Origin of the sequence: Micromonospora sp. NPDC049044 (genome assembly GCF_040649215.1) — a bacterium.
GTDB lineage: Bacteria > Actinomycetota > Actinomycetes > Mycobacteriales > Micromonosporaceae > Micromonospora.
Genome location: NZ_JBEZFA010000045.1, coordinates 1 through 14,714 on the forward strand (window position 1 = coordinate 1; position 14,714 = coordinate 14,714).

The window sequence follows — 14,714 nt, forward strand, 5'->3', positions numbered from 1 at the left end:
CTGCACTCGTGAGGGTGTGGGAGAGTAGGACGCCGCCGGACAATCTTCCAGATAGGGCCACCCCATGCGGGGTGGCCCTATCTGCATTCCCCCCCGGGGGCGGGGTTCCCGGCCGGGTCGGTCGACGCGTGTTACCTGATCGACTCGGGTTCCCGGATACCGCGGTATCCGCGGCCGGGTGACACCCCGGGTATCAGGAAACCGAGTCGATCAAACGCTGCGCGCCGACAAACGATGCCCCGCCACACACCGGGCAGGCACAGGCACGGCAGGCAGCCACAGACCCGCGCGGCAGGCGCCCGCGGCTACTCTCGAGGGGTGGCAGACGTCCTGATATTCCTGGTGTTCACAGGATGCGTCGCGGCCGTTCTCGGGATTCTCTGGTGGCTCGCCTCCCGGGTCCGCCGTCGCGGCATCGGTGGCGAGGTCATGGGCCCGTTCGAGGAGATATGGCATCCCGCCGCCCACCAGCTCCGAGCCGAGATCCGCGTGCAGGAATCCCGCACGGTGCCGATGCCGGCGCAGGGTGGCAAGAAGCGTCCCGAGTCAGGGCGGCCCTGACGGAAGGATCCCAGGGACACGGCGGGCGCGGGTCAGCCGCGGGTCTGCATCTCCTGGCGCAGGTTACGCATCAGCCCGCTGGCGTCGGCGACCGAACGGCCGGGGAACATCGCCATCACGACGCTGCCGTGGTCGGCCCAGCCACACACCGCGAAGTCGCCACCCTCGCCAGTGGTGCTGCCGCACTTCAGCACGCCGCCCAGGTCACCGGCGGGGGCCTCGCGCAGGTCGCGCACCGAGCCGGTGTCGTCCGACATCAGGCGGAAGAGGCTGTCCAGATCGCGCTCCGGCTGCCACAGCAGGGTGGTGCCGCCGAAGATGAGCACGGAGCGCTTCTCGTCGGCCGGGTCGCGGTAGACGGTGCCGAAGCTGCGGTCCAGTTCGATGTCGGCCGCGAGACCGCTGCGCAGGTAGTCGGCGGTGCTCTTCGCTCGTTCGCTGTCGTCCCGGGTCAGGCCGGCCACCCGATCGGGTGAGCTGAGTTCGGTGTCCTTCTGCTGCGCCACCCGCCACCCGGCGGCACCCAGCACACCGGCGCCCACCAGCCCGACCACAAGCGCGATCGTCCAGCCGATCTTGCGTCGCCGGGACCAGCCGGCGGACCGCTCGTCGGGGTCGCCCCCGGAGTCCCGGGTGCTCAGCTGGATCGGCTCTTCGGTCAGCTCGAGCGGCTCGCGACCACCGTCGAGCGACCGCTCGGTGAGATGTGCGTCGGACATAGCCGACACCGTACGCGAACGAGAGGTGGCGCACGTCAGGTCCGGAGAAGCCCTCCGTAGACTTGTCAGGTGACCGAGAGACTGGATGCCCACCGCCCCGCAGCCCCGACCCTTGCCGGCCAGTACCAGCCGGGCGAGGTAGAGCAGCGACGGTACGAGCAGTGGGTAGCCGCCGGGCACTTCCGGGCCTCGGCGGACAGCGACAAGCCCCCCTTCGCCATCGTCATCCCGCCGCCGAACGTCACCGGCTCCCTGCACATGGGCCACGCCCTGGACCACACCGTCCAGGACGCGCTGGTGCGGCGCAAGCGGATGCAGGGCTTCGAGGCGCTCTGGCTGCCCGGCATGGACCACGCGGGCATCGCCACCCAGAACGTCGTCGAGCGGCAACTCGCCGCCCAGGGGCTGTCCCGCCATGACCTGGGTCGGGAGAAGTTCATCGAGCGGGTCTGGCAGTGGAAGGCCGAGTCCGGTGGGGCCATCCTCGGCCAGATGCGCCGCCTCGGCGACTCTGTCGACTGGGACCGTGAGCGCTTCACCATGGACGAGGGCCTGTCCCGGGCCGTCCAGACGATCTTCAAGAAGTTGTACGACGACGGCCTGATCTACCGGGCCAACCGGATCATCAACTGGTGCCCTCGTTGTCTGACGGCGCTCTCCGACATCGAGGTCGAGCACAGCGACGACGACGGTGAGCTGATCTCGATCCGCTACAGCGACGAGGTCGTGGTGGCCACCACCCGGGCCGAGACGATGCTCGGCGACACCGCTGTCGCGGTGCACCCGGACGACGAGCGCTACAAGCACCTGATCGGCACCGAGGTCGAGCTGCCGCTCACCGGCCGCCGGATCCCGATCGTGGCCGACGCGCACGTCGACCCGTCTTTCGGCACCGGCATGGTCAAGGTGACGCCCGCCCACGACCCGAACGACTTCGAGATCGGCCAGCGCCACGACCTGCCCGCGCTGACCGTGATGGACGAGCGCGGTGTGATCACCGTGCCCGGTCCGTTCGAGGGGCTGGACCGGTTCGAGGCGCGGCCCGCGATCGTGGCCGCGCTGCGCGAGCAGGGCCTCATCGTGGCCGAGAAGCGGCCGTACGTGCACGCCGTGGGGCACTGCTCCCGCTGCAAGACGACTGTCGAGCCTCGGCTGTCGTTGCAATGGTTCGTCAACACCGGCCCGCTGGCCCAGGCCGCCGGCGACGCGGTGCGCGACGGTCGGGTCCGCATCGAGCCGGCCGAGCTGGCCAAGCGCTACTTCGCCTGGGTCGACAACATGCACGACTGGTGCATCTCCCGCCAGCTGTGGTGGGGGCACCGCATCCCGGTCTGGTACGGCCCGGACGGCGAGATCGTGTGCGTCGGCCCGGACGAGGAGCCGCCGACCGGCGAGGGCTGGCACCAGGACGAGGACGTCCTGGACACCTGGTTCTCCAGCGGCCTGTGGCCGTTCTCCACCCTCGGCTGGCCCGAGCAGACGCCGGAGCTGGCGAAGTTCTACCCGACAAGCGTGCTGGTCACCGGGTACGACATCCTGTTCTTCTGGGTCGCGCGGATGATGATGTTCGGCCTCTACGCGATGGACGGCCGTCCGCCGTTCGACGTGGTCGCCCTGCACGGCATGGTGCGCGACCAGTTCGGCAAGAAGATGTCGAAGTCGTTCGGCAACGTCGTCGACCCGCTGGACTGGATCGAGCGGTACGGCGCCGACGCCACCCGGTTCACGCTGGCCCGAGGTGGCAACCCGGGCCAGGACGTGCCGGTCAGCGAGGAGTGGTGCCAGGGCTCCCGTAACTTCTGCAACAAGCTCTGGAACGCCACCCGGTTCGCCCTGATGAACGGCGCGCACACCACTGGCGACCTGCCGCCGGTCGAGCAGCTCTCGACAGTCGACAGGTGGATCCTGTCCCGGCTGGCGCACGTCACCGCGGAGGTCGACGAGCAGTTCGAGGCGTACGAGTTCGCCAAGGTGTGTGATCTGCTCTACCACTTCGCCTGGGACGACGTCTGTGACTGGTACGTGGAGCTGAGCAAGCCGGTGCTTGCCGAGGGCGGCGAGCGGGCCGAGGTCAGCCGTCGGGTGCTCGGGCACGTGCTGGACCAGCTGTTGCGGCTGCTGCACCCGGTCATTCCGTTCGTCACCGAGGAGCTGTGGCTCGCGTTGACCGGCGGCGAGACGGTGCAGTACGCCGCCTGGCCGGTGGCTGACCGTACCCTCATCGACGACGCCGCCGAGGCCGAGCTGGCAGGCGTGCAGCGGGTGGTCACCGAGATCCGGCGGTTCCGCTCCGACCAGGGGCTGCGCCCGAACCAGCGGGTGGCCGCCCGGTTGGACGGACTTGCCGGGGCGGGCATCGACGCCCACGAGCCACTGATCCGCTCCCTGGTCCGGCTGGACCCGGCAGGTGACGATTTCCAGGCCAGCGCCACGCTGGCCATGCCCGGCGCGGTCGGTGTCGCGTTGGACACCCGGGGGTCGATCGACGTGGCCGCCGAGCGGGCCCGGTTGACGAAGGACCGTGCGGCAGCCGAGAAGGAGGTCGCGCAGGCCCGGGCGAAGCTCGACAACCCGGCCTTCATCGGCAAGGCCCCCGAGCCGGTGGTCGCGAAGATCCGCGACCGGCTCGCCATCGCCGAGGCCGACCTGGTCCGGATCGACGCTGCACTGGAGACACTTTCCTCGTGACCGACCGTACCGATTTCGCCGCCGTCGAGGCGGAGCTGAACGCCCGTGGCTTCACCCGCATGGTCTTCGAGCTCGACCGGATCGAGTCCCTGCTCGACCTGCTCGGCAGTCCGCAGCGGGCGTACCCGGCGATCCACCTGACCGGCACCAACGGCAAGACCTCCACCGCGCGGATGATCGACTCACTGTTGCGGGCGTTCGGGCTGCACACCGGCCGCTACACCAGCCCGCACCTGGAGACCGTCCGGGAGCGGATCAGCCTGGACGGGGAGCCGGTCAGCGAGGAGCGGTTCGCGGCGGTGTACCGGGAGATCAAGCCGTTGGCCGAGCTGGTCGACGCGCGGTCCGACGAGCCGCTGACGTACTTCGACATGACCACGGCGCTGGCGTTCGCCACCTTCGCCGACGCGCCTGTCGACATCGCCGTGGTCGAGGTCGGCCTCGGCGGCGCCGAGGACGCCACCAACGTGATCCAGGCCGGGGTCTGCGTGATCACCCCGATCGGGCTGGACCACACCGAGTGGTTGGGTGACACCCTCCAGGACATCGCGCTGGCCAAGGCCGGCATCATCCACCCGGGTGCCACGGTGATCTCGGCGGCGCAGGAGGAGGAGGCCGCTGGTCCCCTCCTCGAACGCTGCGCCGAGGTCGGGGCCACCATCGCCCGGGAGGGCGGCGAGTTCGGCGTGCTGGGTCGGGCGGTCGCGGTCGGCGGCCAGGTGCTCACCCTCCAGGGGCTGGGTGGCGTGTACGACGACGTCTTCATTCCGCTGCACGGTGCCCACCAGGCGCAGAACGCGGCAGTGGCGCTCGCCGCCGTGGAGGCGTTCCTGGGGGCGGGGGCTCGACGTCAACTGGACATCGAGGCGGTCCGGGAGGGCTTCGCCTCGACCAGCTCCCCGGGTCGGTTGGAGCGCGTCCGTAACGCCCCGACCGTCCTGCTGGACGGTGCGCACAACCCGCACGGGATGAAGGCCACAGTGACCGCGCTCCAGGAGGAGTTCGCGTTCAGCAAGCTGGTGGCCGTGATCGGCGTGCTGGCCGACAAGGACGCGGAGGCCATGCTGGAACTGCTGGAGCCGGTGGTCGACCACGTGGTGGTCACCCGTAACAGCTCGCCGCGGGCGATGCCGACCGAGGAACTCGCCATGCTGGCCGCCGAGATCTTCGGCGAGGAGCGGGTGGACTCGGCCGAGGAGATGCCCGACGCCATCGAGCTGGCGGTGGCGCTTGCCGAGGAGGACGTCCCCGGTGAGCTCAGTGGGGTCGGGGTGCTTGTCACCGGCTCGGTGGTGACGGTCGCCGACGCTCGTCGACTGCTGAAGCGATGACCGACCCACAGCGGGACCTGGGCGCCACCGGCGACCCGGCTGGCCAGCCCGGACCGGAGGAGCCCGTCGCCGGGCAGTCGCGCCGCTCCGGGTTGCGCAACCCGGAGCGGGCGGTCCGTGGACTCGGTGCCGGCACGCTCAGCCTGGAGGCGCTGGTGCTGCTGTTGGCCATCCAGCCGATCCGCGTGGTCGGCGGTGACCTCAGTGGTGCCGCCATCGGCGCGGTGGTGGCGCTGGCGGTGGCCGCCATCGTGGTCGCCGGCATGATGCGACGCCCCTGGGCCTGGCACGCCGGCACGGTGCTCCAGGGCCTGCTGATGCTGGGCGGCCTGCTGCACTGGTCGCTGCTGGCCCTGGGCATCATCTTCGCCCTGGTGTGGGCGTACGCGCTGCACGTCCGTCGGGTCATCCTCGGCTGACCGTGGGCCGGCCGGAGCCGGCTGGCCTCAGGCCTCGGCGCGTTCGCGCCACTGGGTGAGCGCGATGCCGTGGCCGTCCGGATCGCGGAACGCCGCCGCCCACACCTCCAACTTCGAGCCCCGGTTGACCACCCGCGGCGCGTACGTGAATCGGACGCCCGATCCGCGCAACCGCTCGTACGCCGCTTCGATGTCGTCGACCTCCAGGTTGACGTGCACCAGGCGGCGGCTGATGGGCGCGGCTCCGGTCACCTCACGCAGGACGAGCCGGGTCGTGCCGGAGGCGAGTACGGCGTTGCCGGCGCCCTGGTCGACCTCGGTGAAGCCGAGCATGTCGCGGTAGAAATCGAGCGACCGCGACAGGTCGGTCACCAGCAGGGTCAGACCCACCCCGCTGATCGGCGCTGTCCCGTCCCCGGCCAACCCGAAGATCGCCTCGTCCAGTTCCGCGTCGGTGACGGTCTCGCGGGCTGCCCCGACCGGGGAGGGATCGTCAAGCGGAAGATCGAGGGGGTCCAGCGGGTCGGTCGCGCCCGGACCGGACCGCTGCGCGGGTGCCGGGTCGACGAAGCGGTCGGCCGCTGGCACGTCGATGCGGTCGGCCCCCGGCGGGTCTGCCCGGTCGGCGGGCGGCGGGTCGGCCCGGTCGGCGGCGGGCTCGTCGAACTGCTCCTCGACAGGCGGACGCGGCGCGGGGGTGGCCCGCCGGGGCAGGCCGCCGCGGGCCTGCTGCTCCACGACGACGCCCTCCAACACCACAGGGCCACCCGGACTCTGGTGCATCACCACGGGCTCGCGCTCCTCGGACCTGCCGCCCGGGTCGTCCCGTACCGGATCGGGGCGGGACGGGTCGGGGTCGAGCGGACCCTGGAACCGGTCAGCGAGTGGGTCGCCGAAGTCGTCGCGGAAGTCGTCGTCCGAGGCGCGATCGGCCCAGGGCGGGGCATCCTGCTGGATCAGCACCTCGTCCACGGCGTCGGCGTCGGCGAACTCCGGCGGGAGGTCGGCCACGGCGGCTGCGGTCTCGGCGTGGGTCGGCACCTCGTCCCAGAGGACCTTCACGTGCCGCTGGTCGTCCAGCGCGACCCGGATCGGCAGGGTCTGGCCCAGCGACGGCCACTTCGAGACCGGCACCCTCGGCTCGATGATCTTCTTGGACCGGGGCGGCAGACCGGGTGCGTCGATCACCAGTTGCAGTTCGCAACGGCCGAACGCGTACTGGGTGGGTGGTTCGGAGGCGCTGTGCACGTGCCCGACACCGACCACCCAGGTGCGCCCGCCACCGCGAACGGTCGCCAGCGCGATCGCCAGCACCAGCAGGGCGACCCCGAGAGCCACGATGGCCCAACTGGGCATGCCCAGCCCGAAGAGGACAACGAAGCTGGCCATGGTGCCCAGCACCGCGCCGACCAGCTTGCGTACCGGCGCGATGGATTGGTTTCCGCCATTCGCCACAGTGGACCTCCCGGGGTCAGGGCCAGGCTAGGCCGGATCAGCCACCGGGCGAAAGACCGGCCGCCGCGCCGGCGCCGGGACCGGGTCGCTACGCTGACCGTACCGATCCCTAGCGTTCAGCGTGCACAGGAGGAACCCAGCGTGTCCAGCAACAGTCCGGATGAGCGCAGCCTCGTTCTGATCAAGCCCGACGCGGTCCGCCGTGGCCTGGTCGGCGAGCTCCTCTCCCGCTTCGAGCGCAAGGGGCTGCGGATCGACGCGATGGTGCACCGGACGATGGACGCCGCGCTCGCCGACGAGCACTACGCCGAGCACGTCGACAAGGCGTTCTACCCGCCGCTGAAGGACTTCATGACAAGCGGTCCGCTTGTCGCGCTGGTGCTCTCCGGAGACCAGGTCATCGACGTGGTCCGTGGGCTGGTCGGGGCCACCGACGGGCGTCGGGCCGCCGCCGGCACCATCCGGGGCGACCTGTCGCTGTCCAACCGGGAGAACCTGGTGCACGCGTCCGACTCGACGGACAGCGCCAAGCGCGAGATCGCGCTCTGGTTCCCCGAGCTGGCCTGAGCGTCATCCGAGCTGGCCTGAGCGTCAACCAGGCTGGGCTGGGCCGTACCGCCGACGCTCAACCGGTGGGCGGCAGTTTCTCCGGGTTGCCGACCACGTAGACACCGGTGATCTGGCCGTCGGCGGCGCTGACGGTCAGGGTGTACCGGTTGCCGTCGCCATTTGTCAGCAGGGCCGCCGGTTCCCCGTTCAGCTCCATGCGGCGCATCGTCCACTGGCGGTTCGGGCCGTAGATCCCGGCGTAGAACCGGGCGATCCGGTCCGCGCCGGTGACCGGGTTGCGGCCGGCCCGGACCCGGCCACCGCCGTCGTTCCAGGCCGTGGCGTCCGCCGCGACCAGGCCGGTGAGCGTCGCCAGGTCACCGTCGCGGGCGGCGGCGAGGAAGGCGTCGAGCAGGCGTTCCCGTTCGGTCCGGCTGGCGGTGAAGCGACGCTGCTCCTGGTGGACCCGAACGCTCGCCCGGTGGTGCAGCTGGCGGCAGTCCTCCGGGGTCCGGTCCAGGACCTCGGCGATCTCGGCGTACGGCATGTCGAAGGCGGTGTGCAGGACGTACACCGCCCGCTCCGGCGGGGTGAGCCGCTCCAGGACGTGCAGCAACGCTGTGGAGAGCGAGTCGCGCAGCTCCGCGCGGTCCAACGGTCCGAAGGGCGAGGGCACGGTGGGCACCGGCTCGGGCAGCCAGGTGCCGACGTACGTCTCGCGGGCCGCCTGCCGGGCCCGCAGTCGGTCCAGGGCGAGCCGGGTGACCACCCGGGACAGGTACCGGCGCGGTTCCTCCACCGCCGAGCGGTCCACGCCGAGCCAGCGCAGGTACGCCTCCTGGAGCACGTCCTCCGCGTCGTGCCGGCTGCCGAGCAGGCGGTACGCGAGCCCGAGCAGCATCGGCCGGTGCGCCTGGAGCGCACCGGCCGCGTCTGCTGCCGCAGTGGTCATGCGTGAGCCGGAGGCTCCAACCGCATGGTTACCCCGATCCGATTCCACACGTTGATTGTGGCAATCGCGAAGACGAGGTCGGCCAGTTCCTTCTCCGACCAGACCTTCGCGGCGGCGTCCCACACCTCGTCCGGCACGCCGTGCTCACCGAGCCGGGTGACCGCGTCGGTGAGATCCAGCGCGGCCCGCTCCCGTTCGTCGAAGAACGACGACTCCCGCCAGGCGGCCACCGCGAACAGCCGGCGGCTCGACTCCCCCTTGGTGAGCGCGTCCTGGCTGTGCATGTCGACGCAGAACGCGCACCCGTTGATCATTGACGCTCGTAGTTTCACCAGCTCAAGCACAGTCTGGTCGACGTTCGACTGGACGTACTTCTCCAGCCCCATGACCGCCTGGTACGCCTTCGGCGCCACCGCGCCGGGATTCATCCGTTGCATGACTACCTCCCCTTATCGGTTCGACACCGACACGACGGATCGGCCGGGGCGCACCGTGACAGCCGGGGCTGTGACTCCGGTCATGCCGACCGGACAACCCCTGTTCCGGCCCGCGTCACCCGGATCGTCGATCGTGGTCATCTCCGGCCGGTAGACCGACGGGGTCAACCGATGATCCGGAGGAAGAATGACCGAGCTTGATCGACGTACTCTGCTGCGGGCCGGCCTGGTGGTCGGTGCCGGAGTCGCCGGCGGCACCCTGCTGGGCGGCGCTGGCGCGAACGCCGCCCCGGCCTGGCGGCCGGCCGCGCGCCCGGTGCTCACCCACGGGGTGCAGAGCGGCGACGTGACCGCGGACTCCGCGCTGGTCTGGACCCGGGCCGACCGGCCGGGCCGGATGCTCGTCGAGGTGAGCCGCCGGCCGGACTTCCGGGGGGCGCGGCAGCTGCGCGGCCCGGTGCTCACCCCGACCGGCGACCTCACCGGCAAGGTCCGGCTGCGCGGGCTGCCGGACGCCGAGCGGCTGCACTACCGGGTCCGGGTGGAGAGCCTGGAGCGCCACGGTGTGGTCAGCGAGCCGTTGACCGGGACGTTCACCACCGCGCCGGGCCGGCACCGGCGCGGCGACATCACGTTCGTCTGGACCGGTGACATCGTCGGGCAGGGCTGGGGGATCGACCCGAACTTCGGCGGAATGTCGATCTTCCGGGCGATGCGGGAGACGCGGCCCGACTTCTACCTGTGCAGTGGCGACACGGTCTACGCCGACGGCCCGCTCGTCGAGTCGGTGGCCCTGCCCGACGGGCGGATCTGGCGCAACGTGGTGACGCCGGAGAAGAGCAAGGTCGCCGAGACGCTCACCGAGTACCGGGGGCAGTACGCGTACAACCTGATCGACGAGCATCTGCGGGCGTTCAACGCGGCGGTCCCGCAGATCAACCAGTGGGACGACCACGAGGTCCTCAACAACTGGTACCCGGGGGAGGTCCTGGACGACCCGCGGTACACCGAGCGGCGGGTGGACGTGCTCGCCGCTCGGGCCCGCCAGGCGTTCGGTGAGTGGCTGCCGGTGCCGGACAACGGTCCGCTGTACCGCCGGATCTCGTACGGGCCGCTGCTCGACGTGTTCGTGCTCGACATGCGGACCCACAAGGACCCGAACGACGGCAACACGTACGCCGACCCGAAGCGGGGTCTGCTCGGCCGCGAGCAGCGCGAGTGGCTGATCCGGGAGCTGAAGCGGTCCACGGCGACCTGGAAGGTGATCGCCAACGACCTGCCGATCGGGGTGGTGGTGCCGGACGGCCCGACCGCCCAGGAGGGCGTCGCCCAGGGCGACCCGGGCGCACCGGCCGGGCGGGAACTGGAGTTCGCCGAGGTGCTGCGGGCCACCCACCGGGCCGGAGTCACCGGCATGGTGTTCCTCACCGCCGACGTGCACTACTCGGCCGCGCACCACTACGACCCGTCCCGGGCGGCGGTCGGCGACTTCACCCCGTTCTGGGAGTTCGTCTCCGGCCCGGCGCACGCCGGCGCGTTCGGCCCGAACGCGCTGGACGGCACGTTCGGCCCGCAGGCGGCCTTCGTGCACGCCCCGCCGGTGGCGAACACGGGCCCGGCGGGGGGTTTCCAGCACTTCGGGGAGGTGTCGATCGACGGCGAGTCGGCGGCCCTGACGGTCCACCTGCGCGACCGCGACGGCGCCTCCCTCTGGACCACCACCCTCCCCGCCCCCTAACCCCCCACCCCGGCCCCCCACCCCGGCCCCGGCCCCGGCCCCGGCCGCGGCCGTCGGTTGATCATGAAGTTATTGTCGCGACACGCCGCTGCGGCGGGCAATAACTTCATGATCACCGGGGTGGGGGGCGGGCGGGCGGGCCGGCGGGCCGGGGCGGGTGGGCGGGGTGGGGGTGGGGGGTGGGGGTTAGAGGGTTTCTAGGGAGGCTCGGCGGCGGGATTCGGCTTCGAAGATCTTGAGTAGGACGGCGGCCAGGATCGCGTACGCGACGGCGATGGCCAGTTCGGCGGCGAGCTGGGGTGCGGCGGCCCGGAAACCCTGGCCGGCGACCAGCCGGCGGGCCGCCTCGGCCGCGTGGGTGATCGGCAGCAGTTCGCCGGTGAGCCGCATCCAGGTCGGTAACCCGGCGGCGGGCACGTTCACCCCGGTGAGCAGGAGCAGCAGGGCCACCGACACGTTCGAGACCAGCCAGACGTCGCGGAACCGCAGCCCGATCGCACCCAGCGTCAGGCCGAAGAACCCGCACGCCAACGCCGCCACCGCCAGGGTGAGCAGCAACCCCGGCAGCGCGTCGACCGGCACCCGCAGGCCCAGCAGCAGCGAGGCCGCGGTCAGCGTGGTCACCGCGATCAGCAGCCCGTTCCCGGCGTACGGCAGGACCCGGCCGAGGAACACCGCGGTGCGGCTGCGAGGGGAGAGCAGCACGTGCCCGAGGGTCCCGAAGCGCCGCTCGTTGGAGACCGCCATGGTGCCGCCGAACACGCAGGCGAGCGAGGCCGCCAGCACGGCGTTGCCGGTGATGTAGAAGCCGTCGTCGGCGACGCCGAGCTGCCGGCCCAGGTAGGCGAAGAACAGCAGTTGGAACAGCGGACCGACGAGCAGCGTGCCGACGAACATCGCCGGGGTGGTCCAGTTGAACAGGGCCCGGTAGGCGATCACGCCACCGGTGCCGATCAGGCGCAGCAGTGCGGTCATCGTCGCCTCCTCAGGCCAGGGCGAGGGTGGCCGCCGCGCGGGCCCGCCGCTCGACGTGGGTCATCATGAGCGCACCGAGAGCCAGGCAGGCCAGGCTGATCGCGAGGCAGATGCCGAGCGAGGGCCAGACCGGCCCGCTGCCGGTGGCCGCCTCACGGACCGCCCGCGCCCCCCACGTGGTGGGCAGCACGGCACCGATCGGGCCGGTCCAGCCGGGCAGCGCGGTGATCGGGATGAGCATCCCGGAGACCAGCCAGATCGGGTACTCCAGCGTGTTGGTGAGCGCGTTGGCGTTGCGCAGCAGCACGAACGTCGAGGCGAGCAGCAGACCGAACATGCCGAGGCCGATGATGCAGCCGGGCACCGCGACCGCGAACGCCAGCGGGTCGGCGAAGGTGAGCGGGATGCCGTACAGCAGGCGACCCCAGGCGAGGGTGGCGAGCATGGCGTACGTGCCGGTGAGCGCTGTCGCGAGGGTGATCGGCAGCACCACCAGGGCGGGCGGCCGGGGCGCCAGCATGATCATTTCCAGGGTGCCCTGCCACCGCTGGTTCTGGATGGCGCCACCCGAGCCGAACAACACCGACGACCAGATGCCCATCAGCCCCGCCCCGACCGCGGCCTCCAGCAGCCGACCGGGCTCACCGCCGGCCCGGAAGAGGTAGACGGCCAGGGTCGCCTGCACCACCGGCACGATAAGCGCGGTGGCGATCTCGAACGGCGAGCGGCTGAGCTGCTTGGCGTGCAGCAACGCACCGACGGCGATCATGCGCAGCGTCCTCACACCCCCACCGCCTCGGCGGGTCGGGCCTGCGCGTCGACGCGGTTCACGATCGCCACGTACGCGTCCTCAAGTGTGGGCCGCCGGGCCGTGACACGACCCAGCCGCACCCCGTCCAGTGCCCGCAGCACGTCCGCCTGCACGTCCACCCCCGCGTCGGACTGCACGGTCAGCACCTGCGCCGCGCCCGTGACGACAACGCTCGCCTCGCGCACCCCGGGCAGGGTGTGGATGAGCGCGAGCTGCGCGTCGCTCACCCCGTACGCCTCGACCTCCAGCACCTGCCGGCCGTCGGCGTGGTGCCGCAGTTCCGCAGGGGTGCCGAGGGCCTGGAGCGCCCCGTTCGCGATCACGGCGATGCGGCCGCACAGCTCGTCGGCCTCGGCCATGTAGTGGGTGGTGAGCAGCACTGTGGTGCCGGTGGCGGCGAGGTCGGCAACTGTCTGCCGCAGTTCCCGGGCGGCGACCGGGTCCACCCCGATCGACGGCTCGTCGAGGAAGAGCACACGTGGCCGGTGCAGCAGGCCCCGGGCGATGTGCAGCCGCTGCCGCATGCCCCGCGAGTAGCCCTCCACCCTGTCGTTCTCCCGGCCGGTCAGGCGGACCAGCTCGAACAGCTCGGCGATCCGCCGCTTCTGCTCGCGCCCCGGCACGCCGTACAGCTCGGCGAAGTAGCGCAGGTTGTCCCGCGCGGAGAGCCTGTCGTACAGGCCGCGGTCGCCGCCGAAGACGTACCCGATCCGTCGGCGTACCTCCCGGGTCTGCCGGACCACGTCGAACCCGCAGATCCGGGCCTCACCGGCGGTCGGGATGAGCAGTGTGTTCAGCAGCTTGATGGTCGTGGTCTTGCCAGCGCCGTTCGGCCCGAGCAGGCCGAACAGCTCCCCGTTGCCGACCGTCAGGTCGACGCCGCGGACCGCCTGGACCTCCCGGCGCTGGGGTCGTAACCACCCGGTGCGGCTGCGGTACGTGCGGCGCAACCCGACCGCCTCGATCGCGTGTTCGCTCATGCCGGGAGGTTAGGAGTGGCCGGGGCGGGTGGGAAACGAATTCGGACCGGCCCGAATCCTCAGGCCGACGCGGTCGTCGGCTCGTCACCGACGAGCTGCACCAGAGCCACGCCGGCCGGCTCCAGGCCGTACAGCACCCGACGGCCGACCCGGCGGCGGTGCACCACCCCGGCGGCGAGCAGCGCCGAGAGCTGCTCCGAGACGGTGCTCGGGGCCAGCCCCAGGGTCGCGGCGAGACCGGCTGTGGTCGCCGGTCGGGTCAACGCCCGCAGCACCTGTGCCCGACCCCTACCGACAAGCACCGCCAACCGGTCGGTGGTCGGTGCGGCACCCGGCGCCGGTACCGGCCCGCCCTCGGCGAGCAGCACCGCCCCGCGCGCCTGGTAGGAGACGGCCACGATCTCCGGATGATCGGTGGAGCAGGTGAGCGCACCCCGCGAAAAGATCAACGGAACCAGCAGCAGTCGCTGGTTCACGGCCTCGAAGTGCTGCTCCAACGGCTTCACGAGGGTCAGCACCGGCTTGTCCCAGCGCACCCGTTCGTGCAGGTCGGCAAGCAGCGCGTCCGGGCCGTCGGCGGCGAGTGCCCGGGCCCGGTGCAGCACCTCCTCGTCAAGCGCCGCCCGCATCGCCGGCCACCAGGGCGCGATCGCGGCGTCCCAGTACGCCTCGATGCCGTCGGCGAGCCGGTCCACTGCGGCCTGCCGGTCCGTCACGAACGGGCTCAGCCACCCGGGCAGGTCGTCGAGGCGGTGGTAGCGGGGGATCTGCTCGGCGATCACCTCCGCGGGTGTCGCGCGCAGCTCGGCGAGCTGCTCGGCCAGCGTCGGCGCGGCGGACGTGGGGACCGGGCTGAGGAAGTCCGGCGCCCGTGAACCGATGGTCAGCACCCGTACCGGCGCGGTCGCCGGCACCTCGGCGAGCACCCGCCGCGCGTGCCGCGCCCAACCCGTGTACGGCCAGGGCGCCTCGCCCGGATTCCGGTGCAGCACGTACAGGCTGGTCAGCACCTCCCACAGCGGGCTGGTGGCGATCCGGGTGCGGGACAGTGTCGGCTCGTCCAACTCGATCCGGATCACCCGGCCAGCCTAGGGTGCCG

At 71.7% G+C, this 14,714-nt stretch carries 14 protein-coding genes; 6 read left to right on the forward strand and 8 right to left on the reverse strand.

All coding sequences use genetic code 11. The features are described from left to right. Positions 1 to 318 precede the first annotated feature (318 nt). The gene (locus AB0B85_RS28405) at positions 319 to 561 is read left to right on the forward strand and encodes a hypothetical protein (RefSeq protein ID WP_357412030.1); all 243 of its coding nucleotides are present in this window, start codon (positions 319 to 321) and stop codon (positions 559 to 561) included. 32 nt (positions 562 to 593) lie between these two features. Here the strand turns inward: AB0B85_RS28405 and AB0B85_RS28410 are convergent, their stop codons facing one another. Next, on the reverse strand, positions 594 to 1,280 hold the full coding sequence (locus AB0B85_RS28410) for a hypothetical protein (RefSeq protein ID WP_357412031.1): 687 nt from the start codon (positions 1,278 to 1,280) through the stop codon (positions 594 to 596). Between the two features lie 69 nt (positions 1,281 to 1,349). Between AB0B85_RS28410 and AB0B85_RS28415 the strand changes: the two genes are divergently transcribed. From AB0B85_RS28415 to AB0B85_RS28425, 3 genes are read left to right on the forward strand one after another with little or no spacing between them, the layout of a single operon-like run. Then, positions 1,350 to 3,968 (forward strand): valine--tRNA ligase, encoded by a 2,619-nt coding sequence (locus tag AB0B85_RS28415; protein ID WP_357412032.1) that lies wholly within the window; start codon positions 1,350 to 1,352, stop codon positions 3,966 to 3,968. Beyond that, a complete protein-coding gene (locus tag AB0B85_RS28420; protein WP_357412033.1) occupies positions 3,965 to 5,299 on the forward strand; it encodes a folylpolyglutamate synthase/dihydrofolate synthase family protein in 1,335 nt (444 codons plus the stop codon). The genes AB0B85_RS28415 and AB0B85_RS28420 overlap by 4 nt, the downstream gene beginning before the upstream one ends. Next, positions 5,296 to 5,718 carry a DUF4233 domain-containing protein gene (locus AB0B85_RS28425; RefSeq protein ID WP_357412034.1) on the forward strand — a complete coding sequence of 141 codons (423 nt, stop codon included), beginning with the start codon at positions 5,296 to 5,298 and terminating at the stop codon, positions 5,716 to 5,718. The genes AB0B85_RS28420 and AB0B85_RS28425 overlap by 4 nt, the downstream gene beginning before the upstream one ends. Positions 5,719 to 5,745: 27 nt before the next feature. Here AB0B85_RS28425 and AB0B85_RS28430 read toward each other — a convergent pair whose 3' ends face one another. After that, on the reverse strand, positions 5,746 to 7,173 hold the full coding sequence (locus AB0B85_RS28430; RefSeq protein WP_357412035.1) for a VOC family protein: 1,428 nt from the start codon (positions 7,171 to 7,173) through the stop codon (positions 5,746 to 5,748). A 141-nt stretch (positions 7,174 to 7,314) separates the two neighbouring features. On the opposite strand from AB0B85_RS28430, the gene ndk reads away from it, so the two are divergent. Continuing rightward, positions 7,315 to 7,740, forward strand: a complete 426-nt coding sequence (ndk, locus tag AB0B85_RS28435; RefSeq protein WP_357412036.1) for a nucleoside-diphosphate kinase — start codon at positions 7,315 to 7,317, stop codon at positions 7,738 to 7,740. Positions 7,741 to 7,798: 58 nt separating this feature from the next. Here ndk and sigJ read toward each other — a convergent pair whose 3' ends face one another. Next, the gene (sigJ, locus tag AB0B85_RS28440) at positions 7,799 to 8,674 is read right to left on the reverse strand and encodes an RNA polymerase sigma factor SigJ (RefSeq protein WP_357412037.1); all 876 of its coding nucleotides are present in this window, start codon (positions 8,672 to 8,674) and stop codon (positions 7,799 to 7,801) included. Next, positions 8,671 to 9,111, reverse strand: coding sequence for a carboxymuconolactone decarboxylase family protein (locus AB0B85_RS28445; protein ID WP_357412038.1), 441 nt, complete (start codon positions 9,109 to 9,111; stop codon positions 8,671 to 8,673). Before AB0B85_RS28445 ends, sigJ begins: the two co-directional genes overlap by 4 nt. 187 nt (positions 9,112 to 9,298) lie before the next feature. On the opposite strand from AB0B85_RS28445, the gene AB0B85_RS28450 reads away from it, so the two are divergent. Beyond that, the gene (locus AB0B85_RS28450) at positions 9,299 to 10,849 is read left to right on the forward strand and encodes an alkaline phosphatase D family protein (RefSeq protein ID WP_357412039.1); all 1,551 of its coding nucleotides are present in this window, start codon (positions 9,299 to 9,301) and stop codon (positions 10,847 to 10,849) included. Between the two features lie 186 nt (positions 10,850 to 11,035). Here AB0B85_RS28450 and AB0B85_RS28455 read toward each other — a convergent pair whose 3' ends face one another. Genes AB0B85_RS28455 through AB0B85_RS28470 form a run of 4 tightly spaced genes read right to left on the reverse strand, consistent with a single transcriptional unit; the run spans position 11,036 to position 14,694 of the window. Continuing rightward, positions 11,036 to 11,824, reverse strand: coding sequence for an ABC transporter permease (locus AB0B85_RS28455; RefSeq protein ID WP_357412040.1), 789 nt, complete (start codon positions 11,822 to 11,824; stop codon positions 11,036 to 11,038). Positions 11,825 to 11,834: 10 nt separating this feature from the next. Then, positions 11,835 to 12,593 carry an ABC transporter permease gene (locus tag AB0B85_RS28460; RefSeq protein ID WP_357412041.1) on the reverse strand — a complete coding sequence of 253 codons (759 nt, stop codon included), beginning with the start codon at positions 12,591 to 12,593 and terminating at the stop codon, positions 11,835 to 11,837. 11 nt (positions 12,594 to 12,604) lie between these two features. Then, positions 12,605 to 13,615: an ABC transporter ATP-binding protein gene (locus AB0B85_RS28465; protein ID WP_357412042.1), complete on the reverse strand. Its 1,011-nt coding sequence runs from the start codon at positions 13,613 to 13,615 to the stop codon at positions 12,605 to 12,607. Positions 13,616 to 13,674: 59 nt separating this feature from the next. Beyond that, complete coding sequence (locus tag AB0B85_RS28470; protein WP_357412043.1) at positions 13,675 to 14,694, reverse strand: ArsR family transcriptional regulator; 1,020 nt, start codon at positions 14,692 to 14,694, stop codon at positions 13,675 to 13,677. Positions 14,695 to 14,714 lie beyond the last annotated feature (20 nt).

Coding starts and splice junctions, on each gene's coding strand:
- AB0B85_RS28450 (WP_357412039.1), top strand. CDS start 9,299: ATGACCGAGCTTGATCGACGTACTCTGCTGCGGGCCGGCCTGGTGGTC.
- AB0B85_RS28445 (WP_357412038.1), bottom strand. CDS start 9,111: ATGCAACGGATGAATCCCGGCGCGGTGGCGCCGAAGGCGTACCAGGCG.
- AB0B85_RS28455 (WP_357412040.1), bottom strand. CDS start 11,824: ATGACCGCACTGCTGCGCCTGATCGGCACCGGTGGCGTGATCGCCTAC.
- sigJ (WP_357412037.1), bottom strand. CDS start 8,674: ATGACCACTGCGGCAGCAGACGCGGCCGGTGCGCTCCAGGCGCACCGG.
- AB0B85_RS28465 (WP_357412042.1), bottom strand. CDS start 13,615: ATGAGCGAACACGCGATCGAGGCGGTCGGGTTGCGCCGCACGTACCGC.
- AB0B85_RS28410 (WP_357412031.1), bottom strand. CDS start 1,280: ATGTCCGACGCACATCTCACCGAGCGGTCGCTCGACGGTGGTCGCGAG.
- AB0B85_RS28425 (WP_357412034.1), top strand. CDS start 5,296: ATGACCGACCCACAGCGGGACCTGGGCGCCACCGGCGACCCGGCTGGC.
- AB0B85_RS28460 (WP_357412041.1), bottom strand. CDS start 12,593: ATGATCGCCGTCGGTGCGTTGCTGCACGCCAAGCAGCTCAGCCGCTCG.